The organism is Pseudomonas sp. NPDC087346 (genome assembly GCF_044744235.1).
Classification (GTDB): Bacteria; Pseudomonadota; Gammaproteobacteria; order Pseudomonadales; family Pseudomonadaceae; genus Aquipseudomonas.
In genome coordinates this window covers 1-20,983 of sequence record NZ_JBIUXX010000044.1, presented here as the reverse complement: position 1 = coordinate 20,983, position 20,983 = coordinate 1, and the positions used below count along the sequence as shown (strand labels likewise).

The 20,983-nt window shown below is 60.6% G+C and carries 15 protein-coding genes, 1 tRNA gene and 1 pseudogene; 4 read left to right on the top strand and 13 right to left on the bottom strand.

Features of this window, described 5'->3' with window-relative positions; all coding sequences use genetic code 11:
* Positions 1-73 precede the first annotated feature (73 nt).
* Positions 74-2,602, top strand: coding sequence for a PepSY domain-containing protein (locus ACIOZM_RS22600; protein WP_401217433.1), 2,529 nt, complete (start codon positions 74-76; stop codon positions 2,600-2,602).
* A gap of 102 nt (positions 2,603-2,704) precedes the next feature.
* On the opposite strand, the gene ACIOZM_RS22595 is transcribed toward ACIOZM_RS22600, so the two are convergent.
* From ACIOZM_RS22595 to ptsP, 4 genes are all read right to left on the bottom strand, one after another.
* Positions 2,705-4,246 carry an alkaline phosphatase D family protein gene (locus ACIOZM_RS22595; RefSeq protein ID WP_401217431.1) on the bottom strand — a complete coding sequence of 514 codons (1,542 nt, stop codon included), beginning with the start codon at positions 4,244-4,246 and terminating at the stop codon, positions 2,705-2,707.
* Between the two features lie 170 nt (positions 4,247-4,416).
* On the bottom strand, positions 4,417-6,150 hold the full coding sequence (locus tag ACIOZM_RS22590) for a PTS fructose-like transporter subunit IIB (RefSeq protein WP_401217428.1): 1,734 nt from the start codon (positions 6,148-6,150) through the stop codon (positions 4,417-4,419).
* A gap of 11 nt (positions 6,151-6,161) precedes the next feature.
* Complete coding sequence (gene pfkB / locus ACIOZM_RS22585) at positions 6,162-7,103, bottom strand: 1-phosphofructokinase (RefSeq protein ID WP_401217425.1); 942 nt, start codon at positions 7,101-7,103, stop codon at positions 6,162-6,164.
* Positions 7,103-9,964, bottom strand: coding sequence for a phosphoenolpyruvate--protein phosphotransferase (gene ptsP / locus ACIOZM_RS22580; RefSeq protein WP_401217422.1), 2,862 nt, complete (start codon positions 9,962-9,964; stop codon positions 7,103-7,105). The genes pfkB and ptsP overlap by 1 nt, the downstream gene beginning before the upstream one ends.
* Positions 9,965-10,269: 305 nt before the next feature.
* On the opposite strand from ptsP, the gene cra reads away from it, so the two are divergent.
* A complete protein-coding gene (cra, locus tag ACIOZM_RS22575; protein ID WP_401217419.1) occupies positions 10,270-11,265 on the top strand; it encodes a catabolite repressor/activator in 996 nt (331 codons plus the stop codon).
* A 3-nt stretch (positions 11,266-11,268) separates the two neighbouring features.
* Positions 11,269-12,045: a TatD family hydrolase gene (locus ACIOZM_RS22570; RefSeq protein WP_401217416.1), complete on the top strand. Its 777-nt coding sequence runs from the start codon at positions 11,269-11,271 to the stop codon at positions 12,043-12,045.
* Here the strand turns inward: ACIOZM_RS22570 and ACIOZM_RS22565 are convergent, their stop codons facing one another.
* The 6 genes and pseudogenes from ACIOZM_RS22565 to ACIOZM_RS22540 form a co-directional block, all read right to left on the bottom strand.
* Positions 12,046-12,435, bottom strand: a complete 390-nt coding sequence (locus ACIOZM_RS22565; protein WP_401217413.1) for a hypothetical protein — start codon at positions 12,433-12,435, stop codon at positions 12,046-12,048.
* 244 nt (positions 12,436-12,679) lie between these two features.
* Positions 12,680-13,384: a methyl-accepting chemotaxis protein gene (locus ACIOZM_RS22560; RefSeq protein WP_401217501.1), complete on the bottom strand. Its 705-nt coding sequence runs from the start codon at positions 13,382-13,384 to the stop codon at positions 12,680-12,682.
* 153 nt (positions 13,385-13,537) lie between these two features.
* A pseudogene (locus ACIOZM_RS22555) lies at positions 13,538-13,741 on the bottom strand (HAMP domain-containing protein); the annotation flags it as partial.
* Between the two features lie 1,188 nt (positions 13,742-14,929).
* Positions 14,930-15,769, bottom strand: a complete 840-nt coding sequence (gene ampE, locus ACIOZM_RS22550) for a regulatory signaling modulator protein AmpE (protein WP_401217411.1) — start codon at positions 15,767-15,769, stop codon at positions 14,930-14,932.
* Positions 15,766-16,326: a 1,6-anhydro-N-acetylmuramyl-L-alanine amidase AmpD gene (gene ampD / locus ACIOZM_RS22545; protein ID WP_401217408.1), complete on the bottom strand. Its 561-nt coding sequence runs from the start codon at positions 16,324-16,326 to the stop codon at positions 15,766-15,768. The genes ampE and ampD overlap by 4 nt, the downstream gene beginning before the upstream one ends.
* 64 nt (positions 16,327-16,390) lie before the next feature.
* Entirely contained in the window at positions 16,391-18,577 is a 2,187-nt protein-coding gene (locus tag ACIOZM_RS22540; RefSeq protein ID WP_401217405.1) for a DUF1631 domain-containing protein, read from the bottom strand.
* A 293-nt stretch (positions 18,578-18,870) separates the two neighbouring features.
* Between ACIOZM_RS22540 and nadC the strand changes: the two genes are divergently transcribed.
* Complete coding sequence (gene nadC, locus ACIOZM_RS22535; protein WP_401217403.1) at positions 18,871-19,719, top strand: carboxylating nicotinate-nucleotide diphosphorylase; 849 nt, start codon at positions 18,871-18,873, stop codon at positions 19,717-19,719.
* Between the two features lie 100 nt (positions 19,720-19,819).
* Here the strand turns inward: nadC and ACIOZM_RS22530 are convergent, their stop codons facing one another.
* The 3 genes from ACIOZM_RS22530 to ACIOZM_RS22520 all read right to left on the bottom strand — a co-directional run.
* Positions 19,820-20,125 (bottom strand): DUF6388 family protein, encoded by a 306-nt coding sequence (locus ACIOZM_RS22530; protein ID WP_401217400.1) that lies wholly within the window; start codon positions 20,123-20,125, stop codon positions 19,820-19,822.
* A gap of 228 nt (positions 20,126-20,353) precedes the next feature.
* Positions 20,354-20,429 (bottom strand) — tRNA-Thr (locus ACIOZM_RS22525).
* A gap of 128 nt (positions 20,430-20,557) precedes the next feature.
* Positions 20,558-20,983: S1 RNA-binding domain-containing protein (locus ACIOZM_RS22520; protein WP_401217397.1), on the bottom strand; the 426-nt coding region annotated here is incomplete at its 5' end.

Here is a 20,983-nt window from a genome sequence, read left to right as displayed (position 1 = left end):
AAGAACGTTTCTCGATAACCCACGGCATAATGCACGCCGTGATGACATTTCCCGAACGGACAAGGCAAGCGACGTGTTGAAGAAAACCCTGTTCCAGTTGCACTGGTTTTTTGGCATCACTGCCGGACTGGTGCTGGCCCTGATGGGCATTACCGGTGCCGCCTATTCGTTTCAGGACGAAATTCTGCGGGCACTGAATCCATCGGTGTTGCAGGTGGAAAAACAGGTCGCCGGTGTCTTGCCGCCCGTCGAACTGGTGGAGCGCATCGAAGCCACGTCGGGCAAGAAAGTCTCAATGCTCTGGGTCGAGACCGACAGCGGCAACGCAGCCCGCGTCTACTTCACGCCACCCAAGGGCGAACGTCGCGGCGAAATGCGCTACTTCGATCCGTACTCCGGCGAGTTAATGGGTGATGCCACTGGCCAGGATTTTTTCGGCCTGATGCTGCAACTGCATCGCTTCCTCGCCATAGGCGATACCGGTCGCAACATCACCGGCGCCTGCACCTTGATTCTGCTGTTCTTCTGCCTGTCCGGCCTCTATCTGCGCTGGCCGCGCCAGTGGAATAGCTGGCGTGTGTGGCTGACGCTGGACTGGAAGAAAAAGGGTCGTAGCTTCAATTGGGATCTGCACTCGGTGGCCGGCACCTGGTGCCTGCTGGTGTATCTGCTGCTGGCATTGACCGGGTTGTCCTGGTCGTACGAGTGGTACAACAAGGGCCTGACCAGACTGCTTTCCGACGCGCCGCAAAACGAGCGCGTGCGTGGCGGTCGCGGGCCTGCCCCGGAAGGTCCGGCGCCGACCGCCGATTACGCGGCCATGTGGAGCAGCATCTACAGCGCTGCCGGCCCGGGCCTGTCCGCCTACAACATCCGCATGCCACCCGTGGCCGGCCAACCGGCGACCGTGTTCTATCTGCTGGAAAGCTCGCCGCATGATCGCGCGCTGAACCAGATCACCCTTGACCCGGTCACCGGCATCGTCAAACGTGTCGATCGCTACGCCGACAAGAGCTTCAAGGCACAACTGCTGACCAGCATTTATGCACTGCACGTCGGCAGCTATTTCGGCCTGGTCGGGCGGATCATCATTACCCTTGCCGCCGTGTGTATGCCGCTGTTTTTCATCACCGGCTGGTTGCTTTACCTCGACCGTCGACGCAAGAAAAAGCAAATCAAAGATGCCCGCAAAGGCCTCGAACAACCGGCCAGCGATACCCCGGCGTGGCTGATCGGTTTCGCCAGTCAGAGCGGTTTTGCCGAGCAACTGGCATGGCAGACCGCCGGCCAATTGCAAGCCGCCGGGTTGCCGGTGAACGTGCAACCACTGGCCAACGTCAGCGAGCAGGATCTGCGTGAGTCGACCAACGCACTGTTTGTGGTCAGCACTTTCGGCGACGGTGAAGCGCCGGACAGCGCCAGAGGTTTCGAGCGCAAAGTGCTGGCGAAAGCATCGGCGTTCGATAGCCTCAATTACGCGGTACTCGGCCTCGGTGATCGTCAGTATCAGCACTTCTGTGGTTTCGCCCGACGCCTGCATCAATGGCTGGGCGAGCACGGTGGCAAAACCCTATTTGCACCGGTCGGAGTCGACAGTGGCGATCCGTACGCATTGCGCCACTGGCAGACGCAACTCGGCCAGCTCACCGGACAAGCGCCGGTCGACACCTGGCAGGCACCGAGCTACGACAACTGGACGCTGACCCGCCGCGAACTGATGAACCCCGACAGCAGTGGCTCGCCGGTTTATCTACTGGGCCTGACGGCGCCGAACACCAGTAGCTGGCTGGCCGGCGATCTGGTGGAAGTGCTGCCACGCAATTGCCCGTGGATCATCGAGCACTTCCTCGACGGCCTCGGTATTCGTGGCGAAACGCTGGTGAAAATCAACGACCTCGAAGAGCCACTGGACGTCGCCCTCGCCTCACGTCAGTTGCCTGAACATCGCGCACATCTGGTCGGCCTGCATGCTCAGGCATTGGTCGATGCAATGGTGCCGCTGGCCCTGCGCGAATACTCGATCGCTTCAATTGCCGCCGACGGCGTGCTGGAGTTGATCGTGCGTCAGGAACAACACACGGACGGCAGTCTCGGCATAGGCTCCGGATGGTTGACCGAACATGCTCCGGTGGGCGGCAGCATCAGTTTACGGGTACGTCGCAATAGCGGTTTCCATCTACCGAACGAGCCGGTGCCGATGATTCTGCTGGGCAACGGCACCGGACTTGCCGGGTTGCGCAGTTTGCTCAAGGCGCGGATTGCCGACGGTCAGCAGCGCCAGTGGCTGCTGTTTGGCGAGCGTAACCGTGAGCACGATTACCTGTGCCGGGCAGAGCTGGAAGAGTGGTTGATCAATGGCGATCTGGCGCGACTTGACCTGGCGTTTTCGCGGGATCAGGCAGAGAAGATTTACGTGCAGGATCGCTTGCGTGAATCGGCTGGGGAACTGAACAAATGGCTGGCGGATGGCGCGGTGATTTACATCTGCGGCAGCTTGCAGGGCATGGCATCCGGCGTGGATCAGGTACTCAACGACGTGTTGGGTGCCGCCGAGGTCGAACGCCTGATCGAACAGGGCCGCTATCGCCGCGACGTCTACTGATCACACACATCCCTGTAGGAGCTGCCGCAGGCTGCGATCTTTTGACTTTGTTTTTCAGATCAAAAGATCGCAGCCTTCGGCAGCTCCTACATGAGGCTGGTCTCAAATCGGCTGCAACTTCTGCTCAAACACCGCCACCCCATCCAGATCCCGCAACACCACGCTCATCTCGCCGCTCTGCCCTTCAATATTCACCTCGCCAAAAAACTGAAACCCGGCAAACGGTGAGCTGTTCTGTACCGGCGGTGCCTTCTCGAAAACCACTTCTGGACCGAAGGTCTTATCCAACGGATTAGGCCCGAAACTCCCGGCATTCAACGGCCCGGCGACAAACTCCCAGAACGGCTCGAAATCCTGAAACGCCGCCCGGTCCGGATGGTAGTGATGCGCCGCGCAGTAGTGCACATCCGCCGTCAGGAACACGAAATTGCGCACCTGTTGCGCCCGCAGAAACCCCAGCAACTCGGCGACTTCCAGCTCCCGTCCCTGCGCAGGTCCCGGATCACCGTTGGCCACTGCCTCCCAACGAGCAACCCCCGGACTAACCTCGCCATCGGGCACGCCAAGGCCGATCGGCATGTCGGCGGCGATGATCTTCCACTGCGCCCGTGAGGTCTTCAGGCCGTGCTTGAGCCAGTCCAGTTGCTCGCGCCCGAGGAACGGTTTGGCGGCACCGAGATTGTCGTCGTTGGCCCCGCGATAACTGCGCATGTCGAGCACGAACACATCGAGCATCGGCCCGTAGCTGAGCTTGCGATAAATCCGCCCGCCATTGTCAGCGGCCTGCAATCGCATCGGCGAATATTCCAGCCACGCCTGCCGCGCGCGTCCTACCAGGGTCTGGATATTTTTTTCCTGATAACGCTCGTCGAGTTGCTTGCCCGGTGACCAGTTGTTGACCACTTCGTGATCGTCCCACTGCCAGATCTGCGGCACTTCGGCGTTGAAGCGGCGGATATTTTCATCCATCAGGTTATAGCGGTAATTGCCGCGATAATCATCGAGGGTCTGCGCGACTTTGCTCTTGGCCTCGGTGGTGATGTTGCGCCAGACCCGACCGCTTTCAGTGGTCAGCTGCGCCGGTACCGGACCGTCGGCGTAGATGGTGTCGCCGCTGTGGATAAAGAAGTCCGGCAGACGCAGGCGCATGGACTCGTAAATGCGCATGCCGCCGATATCCGGGTTGATACCGAAGCCCTGGCCGACGGTGTCACCGCTCCAGACGAAGCGGATATTGCGTCGAGCTGTCGGTGCGCTGCGCAAGTGACCGAGCCAAGGTTCACTGGCGACACCGGTGCGGGCATCCTTGAAATACACGCGATAGAAAATCGCCTGATCGGTGGGCAGCCCAGTGAGTTCGACGCGAGCGGTAAAATCGCTGCGCGCATCGGCCAGCGCTGAGACGAGGCGACGCGGATTGCGAAACTGGCTCCGCGTGTCCCACTCAACGACCATCCGCGCCGGACGGTCGCTGCGGCTCCAGATCATCGCGCGATCGCCTTGCAGATCGCCGGACTGCACACCGTCGGTGAGCTGCGGCCGATCCTTGACCGACGCAATTACCGCAGGTGCCAGGCCCGGCATCAGCAGGCCTGCGCCGACCACTTGCATGACCCGACGCCGACCGGGATTGAAATCGCTCATGGTGTTCTCCCTGAAAAAGGAAAACTAAAGCACGGGTTTATGAACCCGCCATGACACCACTGATCAATGTGGGAGCCAGCCTGCTGGCGATGGTGGTATGTCAGGCACCTTCAACGTCGCAGACAGATAGCTATCGCTAGCAGGCTAGCTCCCACAGGGGTACTGCGGAGTCAGGCTTTGGCGGGTTCCAGCGCCAGCTCAACCGCTTCCGGCCGTTTCACCGTCGCGTAAACCACCGCCGTCAACAAACTCCCCGCAACAATCGCCAGCAGATACAACAGCGCATGGTTGATCGCATTCGGGATCGCCAGCACAAACAAGCCACCGTGCGGCGCCATCAGTTTGCAGCCGAAATACATCGACAGCGCACCGGTCAGCGCACCACCGGCAATGCTCGCCGGAATCACCCGCAATGGATCTTTAGCGGCAAACGGGATCGCCCCTTCGGAGATAAAACACAGCCCCAGCACCAGCGCCGCTTTACCGGCCTCGCGCTCGGTCTGGGCGAACTTGCGCCGGGCGATGAACGTGGCGATACCGAGACCAATCGGCGGCACCATACCGGCGGCCATGGTCGCCGCCATCGGTGCATAACTCTGCGAGGCCAGCAGTCCCACCGAGAACGCATAGGCTGCTTTGTTGATCGGCCCACCGAGGTCAACGCACATCATGCCGCCGAGCAACACGCCGAGCAGAATCGCGTTGGTGGTGCCCATGCTGTCGAGGAAGTGCGTGAGCGCGGCGAGCATGCCCGCCACCGGTTTGCCGACCACGTAGATCATCACCAGCCCGGTGATCAGGCTGGCGAACAACGGGATAATCAGAATCGGTTTCAGCGCCTCAAGACTTTGCGGCAACGCGACGTAGCGACTGATCAGCTTGGCCGCGTAACCGGCGATGAAACCGGCCACGATGCCGCCGATAAACCCGGCGCCCAGCGTGCTCGCCAGCAAGCCGCCGATCATCCCCGGCGCGAGGCCCGGGCGGTCGGCAATCGAGTACGCGATGTAACCGGCCAGCAAAGGCACCATCAGTTTGAACGCAGTCTCGCCGCCGATCTGCATCAGCGCGGCCGCCAGCGTGCCTTCTTCCTTGAACGCGGTGATGCCGAACACGAACGACAACGCGATCATCAAACCGCCCGCCACCACCATCGGCAACATGAACGACACACCGGTCAACAGGTGTTTGTAGACGCCGGTTTTCTCTTGCTTGGCTGGTGCCTTGCCATCGCTGGCAGCACTTTCCTGCTGACCTTCGGCCAAGGCTTTTTTCAGCGTGGCTTCCGATTGCTTCAACGCAATGCCGGTGCCGCAGCGGTAGATCTTCTTGCCAGCGAAACGCTCGGTGGCGACTTCGATATCTGCCGCCAGCAGCACCACGTCAGCCTCGGCAATCGCTGCCGCGCTCAACGGATTGCGCGCGCCGACCGAGCCTTGAGTTTCGACTTGCAGCTCATAGCCAAGACGCTTGGCCGCTTGCTGCAAAGCCTCGGCCGCCATGAAGGTGTGGGCAACGCCAGTCGGGCATGCAGTGACCGCGACGATACGCGGCACGCTGTGCGAAACAGCTACAGGCGCAATCGCATCGGCGACGTAAACCTGTGCCTCTTCAGCGCCACGCCGCAATACCGCTTCGACATCCTGCAACGCTTGCGCCGGGGCGATCTGGAACACGCGTTTGCCGACAAAGCGGCGCATGTCGACCGAGCCGGTGCTGACCAAAAGCACCCACTCTGCCGCCTCGATGGTGGCTGCCGACAACTCGCGCTCGGGATGCACCGCATCGACCACTTCGACGCTGGTGCTCCAGCCCTGACGCTGGGCCGCTGCATCGAGCAGCCGGGCGCACAGCACACTGGTGACCATGCCGTTGGGGCAGGCCGTGACAATGGCTAACTTCATGACAAACCCTCTTATTGTTCTGTCAGGGGGCGCACGCGCACACCCTGTTCGAGCTGCGCCAGTTGCGCGGCGTCGTTAATGCCAAAACCGATCTGCGTCACCGCCATCGCGGCAATCGCGGTGGCTGTGCGCAAGGTCTGCTCAGGCGTATCGGCACTCAGCAAACCGTGGAGCATGCCGGCCAGCAGCGAGTCTCCGGCGCCCACGGTGCTGGCGACGCTGACCTTCGGCGGCGAGGCATGCAATGCCGAACCGACGCTGAACCAATTCACGCCGTCAGCACCATGGGAAATCACCACATGTTCGATGCCTTGAGCGTGCAAGCGCGCCGCCGCTTGTGCCTCGGCAGCGTGGGAAACCACATCGCAACCAAGCGCATCCGTCAGCTCTTCGGTGTTCGGTTTGATCAGCCACGGGCCGGCCTGGAGGGCGGCGCGCAGTGCTTCACCACTGGTGTCGAGGGCGACTTTCAGACCGAGCTGTTTCAACTTCTCGATCAGTTCGCGCAACCACTGCGCCGTGACGCCACGCGGCAAACTGCCGGCGACCACCACCGCGTCATGCCCCGGAGCAATCTGCAGCAGACGCTCCAGCAAAGTCTGCTGCGCGAGTGCATCCACCACCGGCCCGGGGCCGTTGATGTCGGTGATGCGCCCGTTCTGCTCAGCGACCTTGATGTTGCTGCGAGTCTCGCCCGGAACACGGACGAAGGCGTCGACAAAACCACGCCTGGCGAACAGGTTTTCGAACGCTTGCAGATTGTCTTCACCGAGAAAACCGCTGACCGTCAGTTGATGCCCGAGGTCGGCGAGCACTTGCGCGACGTTGACGCCTTTGCCGGCGGCATGGGTGTGCATCTCGTCACTGCGGTTGACCTGCCCGGGCGCCAATTGCGCCAGCTCGACGGTGAGATCCAGCGCCGGGTTGAGGGTCAGGGTAAGAATCTTGGCCATTACAGGGCCTCCACTAATGCGCGCACTTCGTTGGCGCTGCCCACGGCCAGGGCTTGTTGAGCAAGGGTTTGCGCCTGAGTCAGGCTGAGTTCACGAATGCGCGCCTTGACCTCGGCGATGCTGCGCCCGGACACGCTCAACTCATCGACGCCGAGGCCGACCAGCACTGGCACCGCCAGCGGATCTGCCGCCAGCTCACCGCAGACGCCGACCCATTTGCCGTGGGCATGGGCCGCACGCACGGTGATGTCGATCAGTTGCAACACCGCCGGGTGCAAGCCATCGGCCTGCGCGGAAAGCGTTGGATGACCACGGTCGATGGCCAGGGTGTATTGGGTCAGGTCATTGGTGCCGACACTGAAGAAATCGACTTCCCTGGCGAGTACCGGCGCCAGCAATGCGGCGGACGGTACTTCGATCATGATCCCCAGTTGCAGGTCGGCGACCGGGATTTCCAGACGCAAGCGTTCGGTCATGTCGCGGGCCTGACGCCACTCGTCAACGCTGCCGACCATGGGGAACATGATGCGCAATGGACGGTTGTCGGCGGCGCGCAGCAAGGCACGCAATTGCGCTTCCATGATTTGCGGACGCTGCAAGGTCAGGCGGATGCCGCGCACGCCGAGGAACGGGTTTTCTTCCTTGGCAATCGGCCAATACGGCAGCGGTTTGTCGCCGCCGACATCGAGGGTACGCACCACCAGTGGCCGTCCGCCGAGACCATCGAGGACGCGACGGTATTCGGCTTCCTGAGTCGCCTCGTCCGGCGCTTGCGGGTGGGCCATGAAAATCAGTTCGGTGCGCAACAGACCGATGCCTTCGGCGCCCTGCTCCACTGCGCTGATCACGCCAGCGCTTTCACCAATATTGGCGAACACTTCCACGGCATGACCGTCGGTGGTGTGCGCCGGTTGATGGCGTTGTTCGGCGGCAGCCTTGAGGCTTTGTTCGCGAGTGTCGCGTTCTTCCGTGGCGCGTTGCAGGGTCGCCGCGTCGGCATCGACATGCAGGCGACCGCGCTGACCATCGAGCAACAACGGCGTGCCCGACTTCAACAGCAACACCGCCGCACCGGCACCGACCAGCGCCGGAATTCCCAAGGCACGGGCGACGATGGCACTGTGCGCAGTGGCGCCGCCACGAGCAGTGAGAATCCCCGCGACTCGCGCCGGATCAAGCCGCGCCACGTCCGACGGGCCGACTTCATCCATCACCAGAATGTACGGTTGCTCAGGTTCGCTCGGGGTTTGCACGCCGCACAGTTGCGCCAGCACTCGACGGCCGATATCGCGCAGATCCGCAGCGCGCTCGGCGAGCAAGGCATCCTGCAGCGACTCCTGTTGTTTGGCCGCCGCTTCGATCACCGCCATCCACGCCGCTTCGGCGCTTTCGCCCTGCTTGAGGCGGGTGTCGACTTCATCGGTGAGTTCCGGGTCGTCGAGCATTTCCTGATGGGTGATGAAGATCTCGCGAATCGCTTTGGCTTTGCTGCGTTCGATCAAACCCTGGATGTCGTTACGCACCTCGGCCAGCGCCTGTTTCAGACGCTCGCGTTCGATGGCGGCGGATTCGCCGCGCAACGGATATTCGATGACTTGCTGCACTTGAATATGCGCCGGGCCGATGGCGATACCGGGTGCGGCGGGAATTGCTTGCAGCTGACTGCCCGAGGCCGGCGCCAGCAACACTTCGGCAATGTCGGCGATGACTTCGCGCTGTTGGCTCACGGCCGGCAGCGGCTCGACTTCTTCGCCGAGGCCTTGTTCGATAGCTGCAAGCAACGCAGGCAAGGCATCGGCGGCGATGCTCGGCTCGGCGATCAGCTCCAGCACTTGGCCGCGACGGGCGCCGAGGCTGAGCAGTTTGCTCAAGCTCTTCACCGACACCGCGCTGTCCGTTCCATCGACGATACGCACACGAATTTCGCCATCAAAACTCTTGGCCAATTGCGCGAGGATTTTCGCCGGGCGCGCGTGCAGACCATGAGCGTTGGCCAGTGCAATGCGTGCGCTCGGCCAGTCGGCAGGCAGTTCGCCGCCGAGCACTTCCAGAACTTTGCGACTGCTGGTAGCGCGGCCCAGTTCATGTCCGCGACCTTCAATCAGCAACGCACACAAACGTTCGAGCAACGCCTGATGCGCCTCGCCAAGGCTGGCCAGACAAAACAGGCCACTGAGCGGCTGACCGAGGTAACGCATCGGCTTGTCCGGAGTGACGAACGCCAGACCGGGACGCTTCACCGTCTGCTCGCTGTGCAGCCACCACAGGCCGTCGCCCAGCGGCAACGCTTCGACTTGTTGCAGCACCGCAGAGAAACCGTTGCTCACACAGTCGGCCTGCCGCAACAGACGCGCGCCGCGCCAGACCAGTTCTTCGAAATCGTCGGCGGAAACGCCGAGGCCGATCATTTGTGCATCCAGCGCCAGTTCCTGCGGCGCGCCTTGCAGCAGTTTCAGCAAGGCTTCGGGCGAACTGGCGCGACGCAGCGCCTGACCCAGATCAGTCTCGCCGAGGGCGCGGGTCAGCAGTTGCAGCAGGCGCAAATGCTCGTCGGATTTGGCGGCAATGCCGATCGCCAGATAAACGATCTGCCCGTCGCCCCAGTCCACGCCATCAGGGAACTGCATCAGCCGCACGCCCGTGGCGAACACCTGATCGCGGGTTTGTGGGGTGCCATGGGGGATCGCAATGCCCTGACCGAGAAAGGTCGAACCCTGGGCTTCCCGGGCCTGCAATCCGGCGAGGTAGCCGTCAGCGACCAGACCATCGGCGACCAGATGACTGGCCAGCAGTTGCAGGGCTGCAGGTTTATCCACAGCCGACTGGCCCATGGATATTTGCTCTACAGTGAGTTCGAGCATGCGATCTCCTTTTTGACGCGGGGCGCGCCAGGTATTGTTTTGAATGGTCTCAGCTTAGGCGCTGGTCAGCCTTCCTTTTCGGCGGCTGTTTTGGCGGTTTCACGGCAGAACCGGCCAAAAGCGTCTAAAACGTAGAAAATACGCCTGCTGAAACGTTTAATCTAGATTGTTCGGCACGTTACTCGATAATGTTCCATCCTTGAAGTCCAACTTGTCGGATGCGTTGCGACAATAGTCGCCTGCCCGAATCGGGTAGGATTGGCGAAAATGTCGGGGCAAGCTCGAAAAAACAAGGAAATCCCGGGTTGAAACTCAGTGATATCGCACGGTTGGCCGGAGTGTCCGTGACCACCGCCAGCTACGTCATCAACGGCAAGGCCGAACAGCAACGCATCAGCAGCGCCACAGTCGCGCGGGTGCAGGCTGTCGTCGAATTGCACGGCTTCACGCCAAATCCTCAAGCGGCCGGGTTGCGCAGTCGGCATACCCGCACGTTGGGCTTTATTTTGCCGGACCTGGAAAACCCCAGTTACGCGCGAATAGCCAAACTGCTGGAGCAAGGGGCGCGGGCGCGCGGCTATCAGTTGCTGATCGCCAGCTCCGACGATGCGCCGGACAGCGAGCGGCAATTGCTGCAACTGTTCCGCGCCCGTCGCTGCGACGCGCTGATCGTCGCCAGTTGCCTGCCGGCCAGTGATGACAGCTACCGGCAGTTGCAGGCCAAGGGCATGCCGATCATCGCCATCGACCGGGTCATGGACCCCGAGCATTTCTGCTCGGTGATCAGTGACGACCGCGAGGCCAGCCTGCACCTGACGCAGAGCCTGCTCGACCCGCAGCCGAAACAGATTGTACTGCTCGGCGCCCGTCCTGAGCTGAGCATCAGCCAGGAACGTGCCGCCGGGTTCAAACAGGCACTGGTCGATTTCAAGGGCGAAGTGCTGGTCGAACATGCCGAGGCGTTCAGTCGCGAATGCGGCAAGCAGTTGATGGAAGAACTCCTGCAACGCCTCGGGCATTTGCCGGATGCGTTGGTGACCACTTCCTACGTGCTGTTGCAGGGCGTGTTCGATGCGCTGCATGACTTCCCGCTGAAGTCCCGCCCGCTGCGTCTCGGTACGTTTGGCGACACCCAGTTGCTGGACTTCCTGCCGCTGCCGGTCAACGCCATGGCCCAGCAACACCAGTTGATCGCCGACAAGGCGCTGGAACTGGCATTGGCCGCCGTCGAGCGAACCGACTACCAGCCCGGCGTGCAGGCCATCGCCCGTACGTTCAAGCAGCGTATTCACCGGGACTGAACCGTGGAGCTGATCGACAGCCACACCCACCTCGACTTTCCCGACTTCGACGCCGACAGATTGGCGTTACTCGCCGAAAGCCGCGCCCTCGGGGTGCGGCGGATGGTGGTGTTGGGCATCTATGAAGACAACTGGCAGCGGGTCTGGGATCTGGTGCAAAGCGATCCTGATCTGTATGCGGCGTTCGGTCTGCACCCGGTGTATCTCGATCAGCACCAACCGCAAGACTTGCAGGCACTCGGCGACTGGCTGACGCGCCTGCGTGGCCATCGGCAACTGTGTGCGGTGGGTGAGATCGGTCTGGATTACTTCATCGAAACCCTCGACCGCGAGCGGCAACAGGCATTGTTCGACGCGCAGTTGCAACTGGCGGTGGACTTCGAACTGCCAGCGCTGATCCATGTGCGGCGCAGCCATGCGGCGGTGATCGCCACGCTCAAGCGCTATCGCCTGACACGTGCCGGGATCATCCACGCCTTCGCTGGCAGTCGTGAAGAGGCGCGGGAATACATCAAGCTCGGCTTCAAACTCGGCCTCGGCGGCGCGCCAACCTGGCCGCAAGCCTTGCGCATGCACCGGGTACTGGCGGACTTGCCGCTGGATTCGATTGTGCTGGAAACCGATTCACCGGACATGGCGCCCGCGATGTTCCCCGGTCAACGCAACAGCCCGGCGCACTTGCCGGCGATCTGTGAGGCGCTGGCGCAATTGATGAATATCACCCCGGAAACACTGGCCGAGGCCAGCACCGCCAACAGCTGCGAAGTGTTTGGCTGGTAATCAGTCGGCGTGAACCTTGGCGGCGTCGAGGCTCAGCGTCAGTTGCTGACGATGACGGGCGTAACGCACCACCACGAAGTAGACAAAAATCGTGATCAGCGAGGCATTCAGTTGTTCGGTGACCGAGAGCAGCCCTATCCATTCCATTACCAACGCCACCAATAACGCGGTGCACACCGTCACCGATGCGCTAAAGCGCAACAGCGCCAGCGAATCGAGCGACTTGAAACGGCTGATCTGTTTCGGACAGCGCAGCTCAAGGGCTTTTTGGCAGTGGACGCAGGTGAAGGGTTCATTGATCGCAATCGCGTTGAGTTGCCAGGGTTTGAGCACCAGCGTGATCTGGCAATGGGCACAGTGGCCTCGTATTCCCAGCGTTGCGACGGACATGAGCGGCCTCCTCCTATAGGTCAGATGGTATGCATCATGGTTGATTGAAGCCGAAAAACCAGTGCAAGGAAGAAAACCGGATATGGCTTACAGACGCGAGTAAAAAAGGATTACAAATTATTCAGACAACACCGAGAAAATGTAGGAGTGAGCCTGCTCGCGATTGCGGTTTAACTTCCAACAATGGCGTTGAATTTCAGATTGCAATCGCGAGCAGGCTCACTCCTACAGGGTTGCGGTGCATTCAGACACGGAAGGCGCTGATCAGCTGTTTGAGTTCGACCACCTGAGCTGACAGCGCCCGGCTGGCGTCTTCGGTCTGGTGCGCGCCCTCGGCGGTGCGTTCACCTGCACGGTTGATCTCGACGATATTCTGATCGATATCGTGCGCCACGGCGGTCTGCTGCTCAACAGCGGCGGCGATCTGCTGATTCTGATCGACGATCATACCCACTGCGCCAAGGATGTTTTCCAACGCCTGCTGGACTTTTTCCGACTGCCCGACCGTGCCATTAGCCATCTGATGGCTGACGCCCATTGCCTTCACTGCCGCGCCGACGCCGCCGTGGAGTTTGGCGATCATCTGTTCGATTTCTTCGGTCGATTGCTGGGTGCGCTTGGCCAGGGTGCGCACTTCATCCGCGACCACGGCAAAACCACGGCCCTGCTCACCGGCACGTGCTGCTTCGATTGCCGCGTTGAGCGCCAGCAGGTTGGTTTGTTCGGCGATGCTTTTGATCACTTCCAGAACACGGCTGATCGACTGGCTGTCGCTGGCCAACTGGTTGATCACCAACACCGACTGATCGATCTCACTGGCCAGCGCGGCGATGCTGCCCTGCTGCGACTCGACCAGACCACGACCGCTGATGGTTTCATCGTTGACGCTATGGGCGCTGCTCACCGCCGCCGCTGCACTGCGCGCCACTTCCTGCGCGGTCGCCGACATCTGGTTCATCGCCGTCGCCACTTGCTCGATCTGCGTGCGTTGCCCGGCCACTGCCTGATTGCTTTGCGCCGAGACGTTTTCCACTTGTCCGGCCTGACGTTCTACTTCACTCACGGTATGCCCGACGCGTTCGATCAGGTCGTGGATCTTCTTCACGGTACCGTTGAACACTTCGCCCAACTCGCCCAGTTCATCGCGGCTATGGGCCACGAAGTTAACGGTCATGTCGCCGGCCGCGACCTTATCCATCATCGCCCCGAGGCGTTTCAGCGTGGTGCGGGTCGAGGCGTAGAAGCCTCCGTAGAGATAGAAAATCAGCACGAACACCACCGACAACGCCACCGCCTGCAACACCATGTGCGTGCGGTTCTGCGCCAGCCGTTGCTGCAATTGGGTGTCGAGGAATTTCAGGGTGGATTCGTTGAGCTGGTAGGTCTTGTCCATCAGGGCGCTGACCTGGTCGTAGAACGGCTGCCATGGCGCATCAAGGGTTTCGGCCATCACCACTTGCTCTTCGAACAGTTCGCTGGCCTGTTTCAATGAGGCCTTGCTGCTGTCAGCCTGAGCGCTGAGGGAATCACGCGCGGCTTTGCTTGATCCCAGGGCGTCCTGCAGTTTCAAGCCGTATTCGGCCTGGAGTTTTTCGATCTGCGCCAGCAGCTCATCAAAACGGGTGCTCGACGCGCTGTTGAGAAAGCCCTGCCCCAACGAATACGAACCGACAGCGCGGCCCTCGCCGAGGGTTTGCGTGACGAGCGGCGTGGTGCTGGTCAGCAATTCGCTGAGCTGGCGGATATCGCCTTGATTATCACGGCTCAAACCGGCCTGACTGGCGACGATCTGACTGAAAATCTGCGCATTGCCGAGCAATTTTCCGATCAACGCACTTTTGCTTTGCAGGGAGTTTTCCACCTGTTGGGCTTTGAACGCGGCGATCATTTCATCGCGCTTGCCGTCAAATACCTTGATCTGCTCGGGATCGTCGGTCATCGCCTTCAGCCCTTGCAGGCGCGCCAGCACCGCTTGCTCGAGGGTGGTGATTTTCGCCTCGACATTGCCGGCCTTGCCGGACTGGCCAAGGGTGACGTTGATTTGTACGAGGTTATTGAGCGTCTCCAGATCCCGGCGCAGGGTCAGGCTGTTGCCCAGCAGATCAAGGCTTTGCAACTCGACCTGGGTGCCCTGGAACTCACGATAGGAATCGCGCACCAGATAGAAATTGGTTACCAGCATTGGCACCAGAAACAGCACGCTGATCAAGCTGAACTTCATGCCGAAGCTCAGACGGTTCATCAGCGAGACGGCGGGATAGAGCAAGCTCTTCACTGGAAGTCTCCCTTGGTTTTTTCTTGTTTTTATTGGCAGGCGCGGGGCGACAGCAGATAGCCACTATCCGGCGCCATCTCTGTATAGCTCAAATCGAAGGGAGGTTTTGTAACTTAAGGTTAACGAAAAAAAAGATCACATCCTGCAACAGTTCCAACAGGAGAATGTGATCCCTGTAGGAGCTGCCGCAGGCTGCGATCTTTTGATCTTCCCGCTAAATCAGTGAATCAGAACGGTCCACAGCGCAAACCCGGCATACCACAGCACCGCAGCGCGTAGCAGCAATTCCCACAGACAATCCAGCGTGTTGATGCCTTCAGGCCCGACCGCCGGAGCCGGGATTTCCCCCGCCGCCAACCCGACCCGATTGATCAGTTGCGCAGCGCTGATATTCCAGTTCAGCAACTCATGCAGCATCACCCGGCTGACCGCGACAAAGTTGCCGACCAGCGCCAGACTCGCCGCCAGCAGACGCACTGGCACCCAGTCGAAGGCGTGGCGCAGTTGCGCAGCACGCTCAACCAGCGCCGGAGTCTGGCCATGCTCTTCGGCCAGCGCCAGCAAGCGATAGGCCAGCGCCGCCACTGGGCCGAGCACGAAGTACCAGAAAATCACCGCAAAAAAGCTCTGATAGGCCTGCCAGAGCAAATGCCCCTGGACCTGCTCCAGCAACTGCTCGCCGCTGTCGGCGCAGATATCCAGATCGCGCTTGGCCACGTGCGCCGCGGCTTGCAGGTCTTCACGGCGCCAGGCATCGCGAAACGGCCCGAGGCCGCCGAGCAGGTCGCCGCGCCCCAAACTGTAAATCACCACCAGCAAATGCACGGGCAAGGCCAGCAAGCCGTAGGCCACCGGTTCCAGCACCAGCAGCAACAGGCCCAACAGAGCCACCGGCAGCAGGACCATGATCGTCAGCACCAGCCATGACCGGTTGGCCAGTCGTGGGCTGTGTTCAAGCTTGTTCAGTTCGCGGGTCCATCCGCCGTCGCGTTGAACCCGATGGCGCAGGGCCGAGAACTTCTCGATCCACACGGCCAGCAGTAACACCAGAAAACTCATTGTCCTTCCTCTTGTGCCAGGGCTGCGCGGTAACGCGCCCAGTCAAACCCCGGGCCAGGATCAGTCTTGCGCCCTGGGGCAATGTCGCTGTGTCCACAGATGCGTGTGCCGGTTATAGCCGGAAATGCCTTTTGCAACTGACGGGTCAGCGTGGTCAACGCCTGATACTGCGCATCGGTAAATGGCAGATCATCGGTGCCTTCAAGTTCAATACCTACGGAAAAATCGTTACAGGTTTCGCGCCCTTCGAAAATCGATACACCTGCGTGCCAGGCGCGCTCAAGACAAGAGACAAACTGCGTGACCTTGCCGTCACGTTCAATCAGAAAGTGCGCCGAGACCCGCAGGTCGGCAATCCCTGCAAAGTAGGGATGCTCAGTGACATCCAGACGATTCTGGAAAAATTCCTGCACCTTGCCGGTGGCGAACTGCGCCGGTGGCAGGCTGATGTTGTGGATCACCAGCAGGGAGATTTCGCCCTCAGGGCGTTCATTGAAGTTGGGCGATGGGCAAACCTGCACCCCGTGACACCACCCGCTAGCGCGGTCCAGCTGCATACCGATTCCTTCAACGCCGACTGTGTTGGCGCCCAGTATGCCGTGATCGGCCCCCGGCGCGCGATCACTTGCCGCGATTGAGTCGCCGCAGATTGCCGAGTACCGATTCCAGTGCCCGGTCGAACAACAGCGTGTCGTCCAGCGCCCGCACGGCGCCACGCCGGAATTCCAGGGCGAGCCCGGTGCGGGTGCGCTCCAGTACTTTCATCCCGGTGCGGTCGACAAACACGTAGCGGCCGGTGGCCTCGATGATCGCCGCGAGTTTGCAGCGCAGGCTGTGATCTTCATCTTCCTGGAACGCCACCCAACTGCCGAGACGCAATTGTTCGACCTGGCGCAGACCGGCATCGTCGTGCGGCAAGCGCTGCGAACCCGGCGCCACACCGCCCTCGTCGGCGGTGTGCAGGACGATCTGCTCTGACACTTCGACCATCGCCGCGGCCTCGGTCTGATCCAGCTCGGCGCCACGTTCCAGCACCCGCACATGCAGCGCTTCCAGCTCACTGAAAAACTCGCTGGTGGCAAACGGGTCGAACGCCGAACTGCTCAGGCCATCGCGCAGCGACTTGAGCAGCCCCGGCACCAATGCCAGCAGGCGCAGGCTGGATTCGGCGTCGTCATGGCGCTGCACACTCCAGATCAGTTGTTCCATGGTCTGCACGTCGGCATGCCACTCGGCGGACTGGTCGCCATGCTTGAGACAGGTCAGCAGCAAGACTTTGCTCCAGGCATCCTGGACGAAGCTCACCACCGATGGCGGCAGCAACTTGCCCAGCAAGGCCTGATTCAGTACTTGTTCGACCCGCTGCCGGGCCAGCTCGGTTTTCGCCCGGCCCTCTTCCGCGTCGCGCAGACGTTGTTCGAGCAATTCGCTACGGCGACGCTCGTCGCTGGTAAAAGCGAGGAAGTCAGCGAGCAATTCGGAAAAGATCGCAGGGTCATCGACAAAATCCGTCAGCAAGCGCTGTACGACTTGTTCGATACGCAGATACAAACTGCTGCGTGCCTCACCGTCGCAATCGCCCCAGCCCATCGCGGCATCGGCGATTTCGTTGAGCAGGCGTCGCGCCGGGTGGCTGCTGCGGCTGAAGAAACTCTTGTCGAGTACAGCAACCTTGAGCATCGGAATCTGCAACCGGGCGATCAGTGCCTTGAGCGAGTCCGGCAGATTGCGATCATCCAGAATGCATTCGAAGACCATTGCGATCAGGTTGATCACGTCCTCGTCCGCACCGCCGACGATCCGTGATTTGCCGCTCCTGACGCTGACCCGCGTCAGCAACTGTTCGAGCTGATTGCGCAGATCGAAATCGTCCTGCACCGCCAGCGCCGGCACGTATTGCTGAAGATGCGAGAGCAGGCGCAGCAGGTCACGGGTGGTGATCGGCTGCGCCGCAATATTCGGTTCGAGGGTCGGCGCGACGCTGCCACGCACGTGCAGTAGCAGTTCCTGCAAAGCAGCAAACACTTCCTGCACGCCTTCGTCGGCGGGTGACGGATCACTGCTTTCTTCGCTGGAAACGGCAGCCGCCGCACGATCGATCGCCCGACGCGCAGGCGCCGGTTTCAACTCAGGCAGAACGCCGGTGGCGATCAGCAATTGATTCGCTTCGCTGTAAAGCTGTTCGGTGTCGGCCAGCACATAACGCTCGAAGAGTTTCAGTAAGATCAGTTTGACCTTGATCTCCACGCCAAGATTACGACCGGCCTGCAAGAAATACTCACAGAGCAGCGCCGGACCGAGCGGGTTGTGCTGATCGTCGAGAGGTTTACCAAGTAACGCACTGAGCCGCGCGGTCAGTTGATCAAGGGCAAAGCCGTCACGCTTGAGCACGCGGCCGACCATGGTCTCGACCGCCACGCTGCGTTCCATGTCATCGGTACGCGGCGCCGACTCTTCGAACAGCAACGGGCACGACAGGGTGTTTTGCGGGCAGTCGTGTTGCGTGAGGCCGGTAAAGGCTTCGAAGAATTGCTCAAGAAAGCCACGCTCGATGTTTTTGCGCTTGAGGCGCAGGTCGCGCATGGCTTCGAAAAAGATGTTTTGCTCGACGTCGTTGCGCGCCCGGTCGGCCATTTCAAACAACGTGTCGTCGGCGTTATCGAACAGTTCCTGCAACGCGTGGCGCAGTTGCTGCGCGGCCTTGTCGCGGACCTGAAGCAGAATCACAGGCAGGCGGGCGAGCGGCGAGTGATTCGCCTGATCGGTAGCAGCCTTGTGCAAAGGCACTACATTCCCGTCTTTGTGCATCCAAGCCTCCTGAAACGGTGATTCTTCTGCCACTTTCAACACAAGGCACTTGTGGGGCCTCAACGACAGTCAAAGGCATGACGTCAAATACAAGGCGGATTATCTGGCAAAAGCTGCTCCCAACGCCATAGGCATCAGGGTTTCCCCTAGGCGCGGTGATACTCCAGTGACAATGACTGACGAGCATGTACTCAAAGGAAATCGACCGGATGCAGGCACGCAGGCGAGTTCTCGCCTTGGGTTGGCTCGCGCCATGGCCCTATAATCGGAGCACTTAGTTTGTGGAGCCCGTTATGCCGAATCTACGTCTCGCCGATTTGACCGCCGAAATCGAAGCCAACGTGCGCCGTGCGTTGCTCGAAGACATCGGCAGCGGCGACATCACCGCGCAACTGATCCCGGCCGAACGTCTGGCCAAAGCCACCATCATCACTCGCGACGCGGCCGTCATCTGCGGCACCGCGTGGGTCGATACGGTGTTTCGCCAGCTCGATCCGCGTGTGGCGGTGCACTGGCAGGTACGCGACGGCGAACGGGTCCAGCCCAATCAGCCGCTGTTTCACCTGGAAGGCCCGGCGCGCTCGCTGCTGACCGGCGAGCGCAGTGCGCTTAACTTCTTGCAATTGCTCTCGGGCGTGGCGACTCGGGCACAGTATCTGGCGGACTTCGTCGGCCAGACTCAGGTCAAACTGCTCGATACCCGCAAGACTCTGCCGGGCCTGCGTCTTGCGCAGAAATATGCGGTCACTTGCGGCGGTTGCCATAACCACCGCATCGGCCTGTACGACGCCTTCCTGATCAAGGAAAACCACATTGCCGCCAGCGGTGGCATCCCGCAGGCAATCGCTGCCGCACACAAGATCGCCCCGGGCAAACCGGTGGAGATCGAAGTGGAAAGTCTGGATGAGCTGAAGGCAGCGCTGGCGGCGGGTGCCGACATCATCATGCTCGATGAACTGAGCCTGGATGACATGCGCGAAGCCGTGCGCCTGAACGCCGGCAAGGCCAAACTGGAAGCCAGCGGCGGGATCAACGAAAGCACGTTGCTGCCAATCGCCGAGACCGGCGTGGATTACATCTCGATTGGTGCGATGACCAAGGATGTGAGGGCTGTGGATCTGTCGATGCGACTGAGCCTCTGATCGATCAATGTAGGAGCGAGCCTGCTCGCGAAGAGGGAGTGTCAGTCGACGTAATGGTCGCCTGATTCACCGCTTTCGCGAGCAAACCCGCTCCCACAGTTCAGACCACCAGATTATTCATCTCGCAGTACTCGTCCCACTCGACGCCCAAAACTTCGGCCGCTTCCTTATGCAGCACAAGACGCTGAGCCTCGAACTCCTCCGGAGTGCTGGTGTACTTGAGCGTCAGTTCCCACGGCTGCAAGCCCTGAGCTTCGGCTTCGTCTTCGAATGCCCACTGGATCTGGTCTTTCTGATCATCAGGACTCAAGTCCTTGATCTCTTCCAACAGTTGAGGCGCGTCGAGTTTGTACTTTTCCAGCGCTTGTTCGTGGCGTTGCTCTTGGGTCAATTCTTTCACGGTCATGGCGTTCTCGCTGATCATGGGAATGGAAGATGGATCTGGATCATCAAGGATCTCTCTGACGCGGATTGTCCGGCCTTCAGAACCATTCGGGATCATCTGAAAACTGCTGGGCGATGCTCATGCAGACTCCGAATATAGGACGTTTGCCTGAGGAATTACACGCCTCTTTACATCTCCCCCACAAAAACCTGTCGCTGGGATCAACTCAACCGCAGGAATCAAGAGAAGTGGTGCCCGAGACAGGAATCGAACCTGCGACCTTCGCGTTACGAGTGCGCTGCTCTACCAACTGAGCTACACGGGCGGTGGGCTAAACCTAGCAGCGCTATCGAGGTTCGGCAAACTGAGGGGGGCCGCAGATTTCACCAGACAAAAAAATGCCCCGCCGTTTTCACGGCGGGGCATTTTTATTGCGCTAAAGCTGAGGGGTGATTAAACGCCCGAAGCCTTTGCTGCTGCCACGTCTTTGATGGACAGCTTGATACGGCCGCGGTTGTCCACGTCCAGTACCAGCACTTCCACTTCCTGGCCTTCTTTCAGGATGTCGGTCACTTTCTCTACGCGAGCGTCGCTCAGCATCGAGATGTGAACCAGACCGTCCTTGCCTGGCAGGATGTTGACGAATGCGCCGAAGTCGACGATGCGCTCAACCTTGCCAACGTAGATCTTGCCGATCTCAGCTTCAGCGGTGATGCCCAGAACGCGCTGACGTGCAGCTTCAGCAGCTTCCTTGGTTTCGCCGAAGATCTTGATCGAACCGTCGTCTTCGATGTCGATCGAAGCCTTGGTCTCTTCACAGATCGCACGAATGGTCGCGCCGCCTTTACCGATAACATGTGGGTTGTTGTGGGTGTCGCT

Bases quoted from the DNA above. Each gene is read 5' to 3' on its own strand.
- ACIOZM_RS22595 (WP_401217431.1), bottom strand. From the start codon at position 4,246: ATGAGCGATTTCAATCCCGGTCGGCGTCGGGTCATGCAAGTGGTCGGC.
- ACIOZM_RS22590 (WP_401217428.1), bottom strand. From the start codon at position 6,150: ATGAAGTTAGCCATTGTCACGGCCTGCCCCAACGGCATGGTCACCAGT.
- pfkB (WP_401217425.1), bottom strand. From the start codon at position 7,103: ATGGCCAAGATTCTTACCCTGACCCTCAACCCGGCGCTGGATCTCACC.
- ptsP (WP_401217422.1), bottom strand. From the start codon at position 9,964: ATGCTCGAACTCACTGTAGAGCAAATATCCATGGGCCAGTCGGCTGTG.
- ACIOZM_RS22565 (WP_401217413.1), bottom strand. From the start codon at position 12,435: ATGTCCGTCGCAACGCTGGGAATACGAGGCCACTGTGCCCATTGCCAG.
- ACIOZM_RS22560 (WP_401217501.1), bottom strand. From the start codon at position 13,384: ATGTCGGCGACCGCGCAGGAAGTGGCGCGCAGTGCAGCGGCGGCGGTG.
- ampE (WP_401217411.1), bottom strand. From the start codon at position 15,769: ATGAGTTTTCTGGTGTTACTGCTGGCCGTGTGGATCGAGAAGTTCTCG.
- ampD (WP_401217408.1), bottom strand. From the start codon at position 16,326: ATGCAGCTGGACCGCGCTAGCGGGTGGTGTCACGGGGTGCAGGTTTGC.
- ACIOZM_RS22540 (WP_401217405.1), bottom strand. From the start codon at position 18,577: ATGCACAAAGACGGGAATGTAGTGCCTTTGCACAAGGCTGCTACCGAT.
- nadC (WP_401217403.1), top strand. From the start codon at position 18,871: ATGCCGAATCTACGTCTCGCCGATTTGACCGCCGAAATCGAAGCCAAC.
- ACIOZM_RS22530 (WP_401217400.1), bottom strand. From the start codon at position 20,125: ATGACCGTGAAAGAATTGACCCAAGAGCAACGCCACGAACAAGCGCTG.